Here is a 12,762-nt window from a genome sequence, read left to right on the forward strand (position 1 = left end):
AGATGATATGGAGCCATGGCGGACGGAGATGGGGCGCATGATATCCGTCTTCAATGCTCTACAAGGAGGGAGAAAATGCAGACCGGCCACTGGGGCCGGTCGGTTGAGCATTACAGCCGCTTGGCGCTGATCACGTCGTTGAGCTGACTGAGCTTGGCCAACGCCCGGTTGAAGGCGTTGATGTTGTAAATCTCCAGCTCCATGTCTATTTCGGCGGTCTGCTCGCGCACGTTGGAGCGCGAACGCACTCCCATCACGTTGATCTTCTCGTTGGCGAGCACGGTGGTGATGTCGCGCAGCAGGCCGGACCTGTCGTTGGAGAGAATGCGGATGGTGAGACCGTAACCGCCGGAGTAGTTCTCCCCCCAGACCGCATCGATCAAGCGCTCCGGGTTGCGACGCGACAGCTCCTTGAGCTGCTCGCAATCCTCCCGGTGGATGGAAACCCCCCGTCCCATGGTGATGAAGCCCTGGATGGCGTCCCCCGGGATGGGCTGGCAGCAGCGGGCGATGTGAGTCATCAGGTTGCCCACCCCTTCCACTACTATGTGATCCTTGGGTTTGGGGCGGAAGGGCACATTGGCCTTCTGCTCCAGCTTCTCCAGCAGACGGCGATCTTCTTCTTCCGCCGTCGGCTTGTTGTAGCGGGTGTCCAGATAATTGAGCAGCTGGTTGATGCGGATGTCGCCGCTGCCGATACCGGCCAGCAAATCTTCCAGCTCCTCCGCATGGAAACGCTCCAGCACCACCTTGTCCACCTTGGAGAGGGTGAGGTTGTGTCTGTCCAGCTCTTTCTCCAGCAGCTCCTTGCCGGCGGCGATGTTCTTGTCCCGGTCCAGCTTTCTGAACCAGGTGGCCACTTTGGCCCGCGCCCGGCTGGAGCGCAGGAAGCCGGCGTTCGGGTTCATCCAGTCGCGGCTCGGGTTCGGCTCCTTCTGGGTGATCACCTCCACCTGGTCGCCGGTTTGCAGCGTATAGGTGAAGGGCACGATGCGACCGTCGATCTTGGTGCCGATGCAGCGGTGACCGATCATGCTGTGCACGTGATAGGCGAAGTCGAGCGGCGTCGCCCCTGCCGGCAGGTCGATGACATCGCCCTTGGGAGTGAAGACATAAACCCTGTCCTCGAACACCTGACTGCGCAGATCGTCCAGCAAGGAGCCGCTCTCCGAGAGATCCTCCTGCCAGGCGAGGAGTTTGCGCAGCCATTCGATCTTGTCTTCGAAGGTGCTGGTCTTGGCAGCGGCCTGTGCCCCTTCCTTGTAGCGCCAGTGCGCGGCCACACCGAGCTCCGCATCCTGATGCATCTGCTCGGTACGGATCTGGATCTCCACCGTCTTGCCCTCCTCCCCCACCACCACGGTGTGGATGGACTGGTAGCCATTGGGCTTGGGGTTGGCGACATAGTCGTCAAATTCGCGGGGAATATGGTGGAAGTGGGTGTGAACGATACCGAGCGCCGCGTAGCAATCCTGCAGCCGCTTGGTGATCACCCGCACCGCGCGCACATCGAACAGCTCGTTGAATTCGAGGTGCTTCTTCTGCATCTTGCGCCAGATGCTGTAGATGTGTTTCGGTCGGCCATAGACCTCGGCCTCGACGCCGGCCTCGGCCAGGGCATCGCGCAGAGACTGCACGAATTCACGGATGTAGCGCTCGCGGTCGAGCCGTTTCTCGTCCAGCTGCTTGGCGATCTGCTTGTAGGTGTCCGGGTGCAGGTAGCGGAAGGCGAGATCCTCGAGCTCCCACTTGAGCTGACCGATACCGAGGCGGTTCGCAAGGGGGGCATAGATGTTGGTGATCTCCTGGGCCATCAGTACCCGGGTCTCCTCATCCGCCTTCTTCGCCTCACGCAGGCAGGCGATGCGCTCCGCCAGCTTGATGACCACGGCGCGCACGTCCTCGACCATGGCGAGCAGCATGCGGCGCACGTTGTCCACCTGCTCCGGCGAGGTTTCGCTGCGGTGAAGGGTTTGCAGGGAGCGGATGGCCTCCATCTCCAGCACCCCTTCCACCAGCTTGGCGATCTTGGGGCCGAAGTCCTCGTTCACCTTTTCCTGGCTGATGAGACCGGCTTCGACGAAGGGATAGAGAATGGCGGCCTTGAGGGTGGCGAGATCCATGCTGAGCATCAGCAGGATGCCCACCATCTCGACCCCGCGCACCAGCAGGCGGTTGGTGAGCGCTTCGTCACCCAGGGTCAGGCAATACTGGTAGACGGTTCGCAGCTGATTCTTGTCACTTTCACTCAGGGTAAGGGAACTGACCCACTCATCCAGAGTGAAATTGTCTTTCAAATGAATATCGCGCACCGCAACCATGGTATCAATCCTTAAAAGTGTGGGGTCGAAAGCCGATGCTCTCCTCATCCCCTCATCAACTGATGACTGCCTCAAATGGGGATGCATGAAAGAGTTTTCAAGGCATGTCACCGCGCAAGGTGACAGGGCTCTTCCCCGCATCCGATCCACTATCGACGACCTAGATTACCCTAATCACTCCCGCTCAAACAGCGCTGCCGCCGCTGGAAAACCAAGATAACCGCATTCTGCCCTGCCCGTTGAAGGCAGCGAAAAACACCTGTTTTACCTCACTCTGGCAGCATCATGCACGTCGAAAAATCATCACGACCGCATCTTGATTCACCCAGAATAATGCGGTCGCCTCGACTCAGCCCCGTTCGAACAGCGCCATGGACTCCAGATGACCGGTGTGGGGGAACATGTCCAGCATCCCCAGACGGGTCAGCTTGTAGCCCCCCTGCACCAGCACCTGACTGTCACGGGCCAGGGTGACCGGGTTACAGGAAACATAGACCACCCGTTTGGGGGAAAGTGCCACCACGTGGCTCATCACCTCCAGCGCTCCGGGTCTGGCCGGATCCAGCAGTACCAGATCGAACCCTTCCCGGGCCCAGGACATGCCCACGATGTCACCGCTCAAGTCCGCCTTGTAGAAGCGGGCGTTGTCGATGCCGTTGCGGCGGGCATTCTCCTGTGCACGCGTCACCATGGCGAGCTCCCCTTCCACCCCCACCACTTCGCGGGCCTGACGGGCCAGCGGCAGGGTGAAGTTGCCGATGCCGCAGAAGAGGTCCAGCACCTTGTCATCCTTGCCTGCGTCGAGCCAGCTCAATGCCTGCTCCACCATGCGCTGGTTGACGGGCCCGTTGACCTGGATGAAGTCGCCGGGAGCGAATGCAAGAGACAGGCCATCCAGCGTGTAACTTGGCTGAGACTGTTGACGCAGAGGTTCGATCTGCTCGTCCGCCGCCTGCAGATAGAGGTCTATCCCCTGGGCGGTGGCAAACTCAGTCAAGTGCGCCCGGTCCGCCTCGGTGGGGCGACCGGTGTGGCGCAGCAGCATCAGAATGCCCTGCTCCCCCTGAATGAGTTCCGCATGGCCCAGTTCGCGCTGGCTCTTCAGCCGATTGAGGCATTCGCGCAGAGGGGCGATAAGGGCGGAGAGGGGCCCGGCCAGCACAGGGCAGCCGGCAATCTCTACCAGATCGTTCGACTGGCGACGACGAAAGCCAACTCGGGTGCAGCGACCGTTCTTGTCAAACTTGATGGCCAGACGGCAGACCCGGCGGTAGGCGCGAGACTCCCCCGTCAGCGCAGGTGCCAGCGCCGGCGTCTGGATGTTGCCAAGGCGCTCGAACAGGCTGACCAGTCCCGCCTCCTTGGCCGCCAGCTGATCTCCCTCTCCCAGGTGCTGGGCACTGCAACCGCCACACTCGCGATAGTGGTCGCAGAAGGGGGCGACCCGGTTGGCCGCCGGGGTCACCACCTGTTGCAGGGCGGCGTGGGCATAGTGCTTCTTGTCGTCGATGATGCGGGCCTTGATGGCCTCGCCGGGCAGCGCCCCTTCGACGAAGATGGCCTTGCCCTGATGACGGCCGACGCCGACACAGTGGTGATCCAGACTGTCTACCGTAAATTCAATACGTTGGGGCTGGGTGGATTTCTTTTGAGGCTTGAAAAACTGGGCCATAAAACTTGGTGCCTATAGGTGGCTATGTCATGATTGTGGAATCTGCGGCAGACCATTGTCCCACAAGAATAATCGTATGACCAAATACGGCCTGAGGGCCCCAGCCGCGGCATCCGCCCCATCGTCCATTCTGACCAAAAGTGGCCCATTGATATGACCGGATACGGCCTGAGACCCCGTACAGCGACAATGACTGTATTGCCTGCCCGACCCCGGTGCCTGCATGCGCCCCGAGTCATGGCTTCTCTTGCGAAAGGCGGGGCGGCGGCATGACCAAGTACGGTCTCAGGGCCCGGGTGCTGGCCTTCACCATCTTGCCGACCCTCATCATTGGCGGCCTCATCGCCGGCTATTTCACCTTCCACCGCTATCAGCAGCTGGAAAACAACCTCATCGATCAGGGCATCAACATCATCGAGCCCCTGGCCATCGCCAGCGAATACGGCATGACACAGCACAGCCGCGAATCCCTCAAGCGGCTGATCGGGCTCACCCATCGCAAGAACTCGCCCTTCATCAAGTCCATCGCCGTCTTCACCCAGGAAAACCAGCTGTTCGTGACGTCCAACTACCACAGGGACTTCAGCCAGCTTCGTCTGCCGGACGGCAGCGTCATCCCGGCCCTGACCAGCGTCTCCGTCAACGGCGATGACATCATACTGCGCACCCCCATCCAGGCAGAGACCAGCCTGGACGGCTTCCCGCTGCCAAGCGATCTGGAGCCGCCGGTCATCGGCTACATCTCCATGCAGCTCGCCACGGACAGGGCCATCGTCCTGCAGTACCGCGACGCCTTCTTCGCGGTCATCATCGTGCTCATCGGGCTGGCCATCAGCGCCCTGTTCGGCTTCCGTCTGGTCAAGAGCGTGACCCAGCCCATCACCGACATGGTGCAGGCGGTGCACCGGATCAGGGAGGGGCGACTCGATACCCGGGTCAGCGGTCAGCTCACCGGCGAGCTGGACATGCTCAAGAACGGCATCAACGCCATGGCCAAGGCGCTCTCCGAATATCACGAGGAGATGCAGCAGAACATCGATCAGGCGACATCGGATCTGCGGGAGACCCTCGAGCAGATCGAAATCCAGAACGTCGAGCTCGACATGGCGAAGAAGCGCGCCCAGGAGGCGGCCAGGGTCAAGTCCGAGTTCCTCGCCAACATGTCCCACGAGCTGCGCACCCCGCTCAACGGGGTCATCGGCTTCACCCGCCAACTGCTCAAGACCAGTCTGACCCCGAGCCAGACCGACTACATGCAGACCATCGAGAAGTCGGCGCGCAACCTCCTTGGGATCATCAACGACATCCTCGACTTCTCCAAGCTGGAGGCGGGCAAGCTACAGCTCGAGCACATCCCCTTCAGCCTGCGGGACACCCTCAACGAGACCATGCACCTGCTGGGGCCGAGCGCCCACGACAAGCAGCTCGAACTCTCCCTCCAGGTGGATGCCGCCGTGCCGGACTACCTCACCGGCGACCCCATGCGCCTGCAGCAGGTGCTCACCAACCTCACCGGCAACGCCATCAAGTTCACCGAGCGCGGCAACGTGGACGTGCGTGTCGAGCAGACCGGGGAATCCAGCGGCAACAAGGTGCGCCTGCGGGTACTGATTCGCGATACCGGCATCGGCATCTCGGAAGAGCAGCAGCGCCAGTTGTTCCAGGCCTTCAACCAGGCAGACTCCTCCATCTCCCGCCGCTATGGGGGCACCGGGCTCGGGCTCGTCATCACCCAGAAGCTGGTGCAGCAGATGGGGGGCCAGATCCGCTTCGAATCCGAACTCGGCAAGGGGTCGGTCTTCTCGTTCCACCTGGATCTGGATGTCTCGCCCCTGCCCCAGAGCGAGCGGCTTCCGCTGGATCGCATCCAGGGCAAGCGGGTCTGGCTGCTGGAGCCGGATCCCTTTACTCACGCCTCCCTGCTCGCCCTGCTGGGAGAGTGGCACCTGGATGTGCACTCCCTGACGGTGGACGAGGAGTGGCCCCCGATGAGCAGCCAGGACATGGTGCTCATCGGCAGCAGCACCCTGCACAGCCCGCAGCAGGTGATTGCCCGTCTCGACGGACTGGACGGCCAGCAGAACACCATAGTGCTGCTCAGCAGCCACGAGCCGGCCCTCTACGACGCCATGCTGGCCCACGGCGCCGTCCACTGCCTCTCCAAGCCCATCAACCATCGCAAGTTGCTGCACGCTCTGCTCTCCCCCGAGGCGGTACGCCGTGCCCCCCTGCCCGCGCCGACGCCGCGCAGCGTGCAGGCGGTCAAGGTGCTGGCGGTGGATGACAACGCCGCCAACCTCAAGCTCATCGCCGCCATGCTCAAGGAGATGGTGACCGAGGTGGTGGTGTGCAAGAACGGCAAGGAGGCGGTCAACCTGGCCCAGAGCCAGCCGTTCGACATCATCTTCATGGATATCCAGATGCCCGTCATGGACGGCATCAGCGCCACCCAGGCGATCCGCCACCACTCCCTCAACACCGAGACCCCCATCGTCGCGGTCACCGCCCATGCCATTCCCGGTGAGCGGGAGCGCCTCATTCGCCAGGGCATGGACGACTACCTGGCCAAACCCATCGACGAGGGGATGCTGGCGCAGCTCATCACCGACTTCGCCCACCGGCGGCACCAGAATCACGGGGATCAGCAGATAGACTGGCCCCTCGCCGTGCGTCAGGCCGCCGGCAAGCCGGCCCTCGCCCGGGAGATGCTGACCATGCTGCTGGCCAGCTTCGACGAGGTGGAGCCCATCCTGGCGGCGGCGTTGGAAGGGAGTGCCGAGGATGCAGACGTGCTGGCCCAGCTCCACCGCCTCAACGGTGGCTGCGCCTACTCCGGGGTGCCGGGTCTGCAACGCCTGCTCTCCCAGCTCGAGCAGCAGCTGCGCGACGGGGTCGCCGTGAGCGATCTGGAGCCCGAATTGCTGGAGCTGCAGGATGCCCTGGAGCAGGTGAGGCAGGAGGCTCCCCGCTACCTGGCCCTGACCGACTGAGGCGCTTTTTCTGACTGGACAGGCGGCAGGTGGTAACATCTGCGCCGTTTCCACAGGAGTCAACATGACCAACAACGATATTCTGCGCCGCCTGCGCTATGCCCTCAGCATCAGCAACGACCAGATGGTCGAGATCTTTGCCAAGGGCAATCTGGCCATCACCCATGCCCAGTTGCACGGCTGGCTGATGAAAGAGGCCGAAGAGGGCGAGGCACAGGAAGCGGGCTTCGCCGCCTGCCCGGACTCGGCACTGAGCCAGTTCCTCGACGGCTTCATCGCCCTGCGCCGCGGTGTGCGGGAAGATGCCCCGCCCCAGGTGATCCCGAACCGGATCAACAACAACCTGATCCTGCGCAAGCTGCGCATCGGCCTCAACTACAAGGAAGAGGAGATGCTGGGCACCCTCAAGCTCGCGAACTTCAACCTCTCCAAGTCCGAGCTGAGCGCCCTGTTCCGCGCCAGGGATCACAAGCACTATCAGGATTGCGGGGATCAGATCCTGCGCAACTTCCTGATTGGCCTCACCGCCAAATACAGGCCCGGGCCCTGATGACCGCCTCCGGCCAGGTACGAGGCTAGACCATGGGCTGGCGCCGCCTGCTGGCTCCACGCCCGTCGGCGAGCGGCGGCGCGTGCCGGTTCGCGGCGCGCTGGTTCTGGTCACTGCCCCTCATCCTGCTGCTCGGCGCCTGCCAGCCTGCGCCCTATCGTCTCAATCAGGAGCATCAGAGCGCCAGCCAGAACGAGCGCATCGCCTTTCTCATCCTGCACTACACGGATGAAGAGGATGCCCGCTCCCTGCGCCTGCTGACCGAGCCGGAGCACAAGGTGAGCGCCCACTACCTGATCCCCCGCGACACCGACGAGCAACCGTTCCCGGTCTACCAGCTGGTGCCCGACAGCCAGCGGGCCTGGCACGCCGGACGCAGTCGCTGGCATCACTACGCCGGGCTCAACGCCAGTTCGCTCGGCATCGAGATAGTGAATCTCGGGTATGACGAGAAAGACGCGGCCCTGCCCGCCCATCTTAGACACTGGCAACCCTATCCCCCTGCCCAGATCGCCGCCCTCGGCGCCCTCGCCCGAGATCTGGTCGAACGCTACCAGATCCCCCCCACCCAGGTGCTGGCCCACAGCGACGTCGCCCCCGAGCGCAAGCAGGATCCCGGCCCCCGGTTCCCCTGGCGCGAGCTCGCCCTGCGCTACGGTGTCGGCGCCTGGCCCGACGAGGCCCGGGTGGCCGAGCTGCGCCAGACGCAGCTCATCCCCTGGGATGCGCTGCAATGGCAGCAGCAGCTTGCCCGTTACGGCTACGGCCTCCCCCAGCACGGCGCCTGGGATGAGCAGAGCCGCGCCGTCCTGCGCGCCTTCCAGCTTCACTTTCGCCCCGCCCTGGTCACCGGCGAGCCGGATGCCGAGTGCCAGGCCATCCTCACCGCCCTGCTGGAGCGCTACTTCCCGGAGCCAGGCTGAGACGCCCCTTCCCTTTCGCCCTCTGCACACGGATGCCCGGCCCCATGCCAGATGAACACGGGGTTCACCCCGCCTTCCATTCCTGAAAACCACAAGGGACGCCGAAGCGTCCCTTGTGGTTGCGATACCTGCGAAGCGGCATCAGATCCCCTGACGGGCTTCCTGCATCAGCGCACGCATGTCGCTGACCGCCTTGGCCAGACCGTCGAAGGCGGCGCGGCCGATGATGGCGTGACCGATGTTGAGCTCATAGAGCTCGGGGATGGCGGCGATAGCCTTGACGTTGTGGTAGTGCAGACCGTGGCCCGCATTGACCTTCAAGCCCTTGCCAGCGGCGTAGGAAGCACCTGCGGCGATGCGCTTGAACTCGGCGTTGCGCTCGGCATCCGTGGTGGCATCGGCGTAGCGGCCGGTGTGGATCTCGATGAAGGGAGCACCGCTCGCGGCGGCCGCATCGATCTGCAACGGATCCGCATCGATGAAGAGGGATACCTGAGCACCGACGGCCGCAAGACGGGTCACCGCATCGGTCACCTTGTCCAGCTGGCCCGCCACGTCCAGACCACCCTCGGTGGTCACCTCGGTGCGCTTCTCCGGCACCAGGCAGACGAAGTGGGGCTTGATGCGGCAGGCGATGCCGATCATCTCCTCGGTCACCGCCATCTCCAGGTTCATCCTGGTCTGGATCGTCTGGCGCAGGATCTCCACGTCCCGGTCGGTGATGTGGCGGCGATCTTCCCGCAGGTGGACCGTGATGCCATCGGCACCGGCCTGCTCGGCCACGAAGGCGGCCTGTACCGGATCCGGATACTGGGTGCCGCGGGCGTTGCGCAGGGTGGCGATATGGTCGATGTTCACACCCAGGTAGATCTCGCTCATTGCTTACTCCTTGATACAGGTCATCTGTGAATGCCGGAGCGGGTGGAGCCCGCTCCTCTGTCCATGTGCCGCCGCAGGCCGGTTCTGGTCGCGGCGACAGCATTATTGTTCATGAAAGGCGATGTCATAAACACAAAACATCACCAGATAATAAAAATCAGCTTGAAACACTGCCTTTTCGCTTCAAAAAGAGCTCCCTGCTCTTCAGTTGACGCTTGCCGAGATAGGGCTGCAGCGCCAGTCGGCTGAAACGCTTGGCCGCCTGCAGCAAGGGAGGCGTGTCGAAACGCCCCTCGGCGAAGGCCAGCAGGTGGGCGCCGAGGAACAGGGTACGGGGATCCGGCGCCCGCTCGCAAGCGACAAAGCCGAGCTCCCGCTCGAAGCCGTAGAGCAGGGTGGGGTCGATGGGGGAGTCGTCGTCCGCGGCATATTCGAAGTCCACCGCGTAGCCCAGGGCCTGCAGCAGCAGGAACTCGAAGCGGCGCAGGGGCAGCTCCGGGGTCTCTCCGTCCGCCAGTGCCATGATGGCACGGGCATAGGCGTCGAACACCTCGGGGAAGGGGGTGTGCGCTTCCAGCAGGTAGTAGACCAGCTCGTTGAGATAGAGGCCGTAGAAGAGACGATCCCCGCCGAGGCGCAACGAGTGATCCGGGCACTCCACCTGGGTGAGGTTCTTGAGATCCCCCTTGCCGCGCCAGGCAATGGTGAGCAGGGTGAAGGGCTGAAGCAGCCCCTTCAGAGAGGAGCGTGGCCCGCGGGAACCGCGAGCCACCAGGGTGAATCGACCGCTATCCTGGGTGAAGACCTCGACCAGCTGGCTGGTCTCCCGATAGGGCCGACTGTGGATGACGAAAGCCGGGGTCAGCAATCAGTCGTCGCCATACCCGAGGCTGCGCAGGGCCCGCTCGTCGTCGGCCCAGCCGGACTTGACCTTGACCCACAGCTCGAGATGCACCTTGTTCTGGAACAGCCGTTCCATGTCGATGCGCGCCTCTGTGCCGATGGTCTTGATCTTCTCGCCCTTGTTGCCGATGACCATCTTTTTCTGGCCTTCGCGCTCCACCAGGATGAGCCCGTGGATGTGGTAGAGACCGGTCTCCTCCACCTTGAAGCGCTCGATCTCCACCGTCACCGAATAGGGCAGCTCCTCGCCGGTGAAGCGCATCAGCTTCTCGCGGATGATCTCGGAGGCCATGAAGCGGGAAGAGCGGTCGGTCACGTAATCTTCCGGGAAGAAGTGGACGTTCTCCGGCAGCAGATCCTTGGCCCACTCGCGGATCTTCTCCACGTTGGTGCCCTTCTCGGCGCTGATGGGCAGGATGTGGGCAAAGTTCATCTGCTGACCCAGCCACTCGAGGTGCGGCAGCAGATCCTCTTTCTCCTTGACGTTGTCGATCTTGTTGACCGCCAGCACCACGGGGCACTTGAGGTGGCGCAGCTTGCCCAGCACCATCTCGTCATCCTTGGTCCAGTGGGTGCCGTCCACCACGAACACCACCATGGCCACGTCCCCCAGGGAACTGGTGGCGGCGCGGTTCATCAGGCGGTTGATGGCCCGCTTCTCCTCGATGTGCAGACCCGGGGTATCCACATAGATGGTCTGATGGTTCTCCTCGGTGTCGATCCCCAGGATCCGGTGACGGGTAGTCTGGGGCTTCTTCGAGGTGATGCTGACCTTCTGGCCGAGCAACTTGTTGAGCAGGGTGGACTTGCCCACGTTGGGGCGGCCCACGATGGCGACAAAGCCGCAATAGGTGGTATCTGTCATGACCGCGTTCCCAATGCTGATGGAGTGAAATGAGCGCACAGTGCCGGATCCGTCATGGTGCTCATGACAGCCGTTCCAGTGCTTGCTGCGCCGCGGCCTGTTCGGCCTTGCGGCGGCTGGAGCCGATCCCGACCAGGGGGCCATCCAGCCCATCCACTTCGCACTGGACGGTGAACTCCTGGTTGTGGGCCTCGCCCTTGACGTTGGTCACCGTGTAGGTCGGCAGGGATTTGCGGCTGCCCTGCAGGATCTCTTGCAGACGGGTCTTGGGATCCTTCTGTTCGATCCCGGGCTTGATCTCGCCAAGGCGGCTGGCATACCAGCCGAGCAGGAGGCTGCGCACCCGCTCCAGATCCGTGTCCAGATAGATGGCGCCGATCACCGCCTCGACGGTGTCGGCCAGGATGGACTCGCGGCGAAAACCGCCGCTTTTCAGCTCCCCCGGCCCCAGGATCAGGTGATCCCCGAGGTCGAATTCCCGGCCCAGCTCGGCCAGCGTCTTCTCGCGCACCAGGGTGGCGCGCATCCGGCTGAGATCCCCTTCCGCCGCCTGCGGGAAGCGGTGGAAGAGGTCATCGGCAATCACCAGACTCAGGATGGAGTCCCCCAGAAATTCCAGGCGCTCGTTGTGACGGGACCCTGCGCTGCGATGGGTCAGTGCCCGGGTCAGCAGCTCAGGATCCTGAAAGACATGCCCGAGACGGGACTGCAGTCTGTTCATCTTGATATTCATTTACTTGATTCCGCCAATGCGGTTGAAGCGCACACCGGTCGGCACCCAGCTCGGCATGCTGGACCCTTCCTCGCGCTCGAATTCGAAACTGATCCAGATGGCGACCGCCTTGCCCACCAGGTTCTGCTCGGGCACGAACCCCCAGAAACGGCTGTCGGTGCTGTTGTCGCGGTTGTCACCCATCACGAAATAGTGGCCTTCCGGCACCACCCACTCGTCGGGGTAGGTGCCTGGCTGGCGATAGTAGCGGTCCACCAGGTCCGGCATCAGCGGGTTGCGCAAGGTCTCGTGGGAGACATCGCCCAGCTGTTCGGTGTAGCGATCCAGCGGGATCCCCATCTGGCTGAACTCGCCGCGCTGCTCGAACTTGACGTCCAGCTTCTGGAAGCCGGGGCACGTTTTCCCTTCCTGCTCATCGCACTTGGGCCGGATCATCAGCTCCTTGTTGCGATAGATGACCCGATCGCCGGGCATGCCGACCACCCGCTTGATGTAGTCCACCCGGGTATCCAGCGGATACTTGAAGACCACCACATCACCGCGCTTCGGCTCACCGGTCTCGAGGAACTTGGTGTTGGTCACCGGGTCCTTGAGGCCGTAGGCAAACTTCTCAACCAGGATGAAGTCGCCCACCAGCAGGGTCGGCATCATGGAGCCGGACGGGATCTGGAACGGCTCGAAGATGAAGGAGCGCAGGATCAGCACCAGCGCGATCACCGGGAAAACCCCGCCGGTCTGTTCGATCCAGACCGGCATGGGGGCCACCTTGGCCAGTGTCTTCTCGTCCACATCCGGACCGGCATTGGCACGGGCGGCGGCAATCTTGGCTGCCCGCTGCTTGGCCCAGACCAGCTTGTCGAGCGTCCAGATGATGCCGGTCAGCAGGGTGACGACGACGAGGATCAGGGAAAAGGTGCTTGCCATCG

10 protein-coding genes are annotated in these 12,762 nt (G+C 63.0%); 3 read left to right on the forward strand and 7 right to left on the reverse strand.

From position 1 onward, the window contains the following. Positions 1 to 110: 110 nt before the first annotated feature. Together relA and rlmD are read right to left on the reverse strand one after the other, a co-directional pair. Positions 111 to 2,321 (reverse strand): GTP diphosphokinase, encoded by a 2,211-nt coding sequence (gene relA / locus C2U30_RS10510; protein ID WP_010675631.1) that lies wholly within the window; start codon positions 2,319 to 2,321, stop codon positions 111 to 113. A gap of 349 nt (positions 2,322 to 2,670) precedes the next feature. After that, positions 2,671 to 3,993, reverse strand: a complete 1,323-nt coding sequence (gene rlmD, locus C2U30_RS10515) for a 23S rRNA (uracil(1939)-C(5))-methyltransferase RlmD (protein WP_103243710.1) — start codon at positions 3,991 to 3,993, stop codon at positions 2,671 to 2,673. Between the two features lie 269 nt (positions 3,994 to 4,262). Here rlmD and barA point away from each other — a divergent pair, with 269 nt between their 5' ends. The 3 genes from barA to C2U30_RS10530 all read left to right on the forward strand — a co-directional run bounded on the left by barA (position 4,263) and on the right by C2U30_RS10530 (position 8,456). Continuing rightward, positions 4,263 to 6,983 (forward strand): two-component sensor histidine kinase BarA, encoded by a 2,721-nt coding sequence (gene barA / locus C2U30_RS10520; RefSeq protein ID WP_041211665.1) that lies wholly within the window; start codon positions 4,263 to 4,265, stop codon positions 6,981 to 6,983. A 64-nt stretch (positions 6,984 to 7,047) separates the two neighbouring features. Then, positions 7,048 to 7,533: a DUF1456 family protein gene (locus tag C2U30_RS10525; protein WP_010675634.1), complete on the forward strand. Its 486-nt coding sequence runs from the start codon at positions 7,048 to 7,050 to the stop codon at positions 7,531 to 7,533. 32 nt (positions 7,534 to 7,565) lie between these two features. Then, on the forward strand, positions 7,566 to 8,456 hold the full coding sequence (locus tag C2U30_RS10530; RefSeq protein ID WP_103243711.1) for an N-acetylmuramoyl-L-alanine amidase: 891 nt from the start codon (positions 7,566 to 7,568) through the stop codon (positions 8,454 to 8,456). A 141-nt stretch (positions 8,457 to 8,597) separates the two neighbouring features. On the opposite strand, the gene pdxJ is transcribed toward C2U30_RS10530, so the two are convergent. From pdxJ to lepB, 5 genes are all read right to left on the reverse strand, one after another. Beyond that, the gene (gene pdxJ, locus C2U30_RS10535) at positions 8,598 to 9,335 is read right to left on the reverse strand and encodes a pyridoxine 5'-phosphate synthase (RefSeq protein WP_010675636.1); all 738 of its coding nucleotides are present in this window, start codon (positions 9,333 to 9,335) and stop codon (positions 8,598 to 8,600) included. A 157-nt stretch (positions 9,336 to 9,492) separates the two neighbouring features. Beyond that, on the reverse strand, positions 9,493 to 10,203 hold the full coding sequence (gene recO / locus C2U30_RS10540; protein WP_039040537.1) for a DNA repair protein RecO: 711 nt from the start codon (positions 10,201 to 10,203) through the stop codon (positions 9,493 to 9,495). Continuing rightward, entirely contained in the window at positions 10,204 to 11,103 is a 900-nt protein-coding gene (gene era, locus C2U30_RS10545) for a GTPase Era (protein ID WP_041211854.1), read from the reverse strand. Between the two features lie 61 nt (positions 11,104 to 11,164). After that, complete coding sequence (gene rnc / locus C2U30_RS10550; protein WP_010675639.1) at positions 11,165 to 11,836, reverse strand: ribonuclease III; 672 nt, start codon at positions 11,834 to 11,836, stop codon at positions 11,165 to 11,167. Further along, complete coding sequence (gene lepB, locus C2U30_RS10555; RefSeq protein ID WP_103243712.1) at positions 11,837 to 12,760, reverse strand: signal peptidase I; 924 nt, start codon at positions 12,758 to 12,760, stop codon at positions 11,837 to 11,839. Positions 12,761 to 12,762 lie beyond the last annotated feature (2 nt).

The organism is Aeromonas sp. ASNIH5, from assembly GCF_002902865.1.
Taxonomy (GTDB): domain Bacteria; phylum Pseudomonadota; class Gammaproteobacteria; order Enterobacterales; family Aeromonadaceae; genus Aeromonas; species Aeromonas caviae.

What these genes read in the sequence shown, in the direction of transcription:
- relA (WP_010675631.1), bottom strand. Translation starts at nt 2,321, where the DNA reads ATGGTTGCGGTGCGCGATATTCATTTGAAAGACAATTTCACTCTGGAT.
- rlmD (WP_103243710.1), bottom strand. Translation starts at nt 3,993, where the DNA reads ATGGCCCAGTTTTTCAAGCCTCAAAAGAAATCCACCCAGCCCCAACGT.
- barA (WP_041211665.1), top strand. Translation starts at nt 4,263, where the DNA reads ATGACCAAGTACGGTCTCAGGGCCCGGGTGCTGGCCTTCACCATCTTG.
- C2U30_RS10525 (WP_010675634.1), top strand. Translation starts at nt 7,048, where the DNA reads ATGACCAACAACGATATTCTGCGCCGCCTGCGCTATGCCCTCAGCATC.
- C2U30_RS10530 (WP_103243711.1), top strand. Translation starts at nt 7,566, where the DNA reads ATGGGCTGGCGCCGCCTGCTGGCTCCACGCCCGTCGGCGAGCGGCGGC.
- pdxJ (WP_010675636.1), bottom strand. Translation starts at nt 9,335, where the DNA reads ATGAGCGAGATCTACCTGGGTGTGAACATCGACCATATCGCCACCCTG.
- era (WP_041211854.1), bottom strand. Translation starts at nt 11,103, where the DNA reads ATGACAGATACCACCTATTGCGGCTTTGTCGCCATCGTGGGCCGCCCC.
- rnc (WP_010675639.1), bottom strand. Translation starts at nt 11,836, where the DNA reads ATGAATATCAAGATGAACAGACTGCAGTCCCGTCTCGGGCATGTCTTT.
- lepB (WP_103243712.1), bottom strand. Translation starts at nt 12,760, where the DNA reads ATGGCAAGCACCTTTTCCCTGATCCTCGTCGTCGTCACCCTGCTGACC.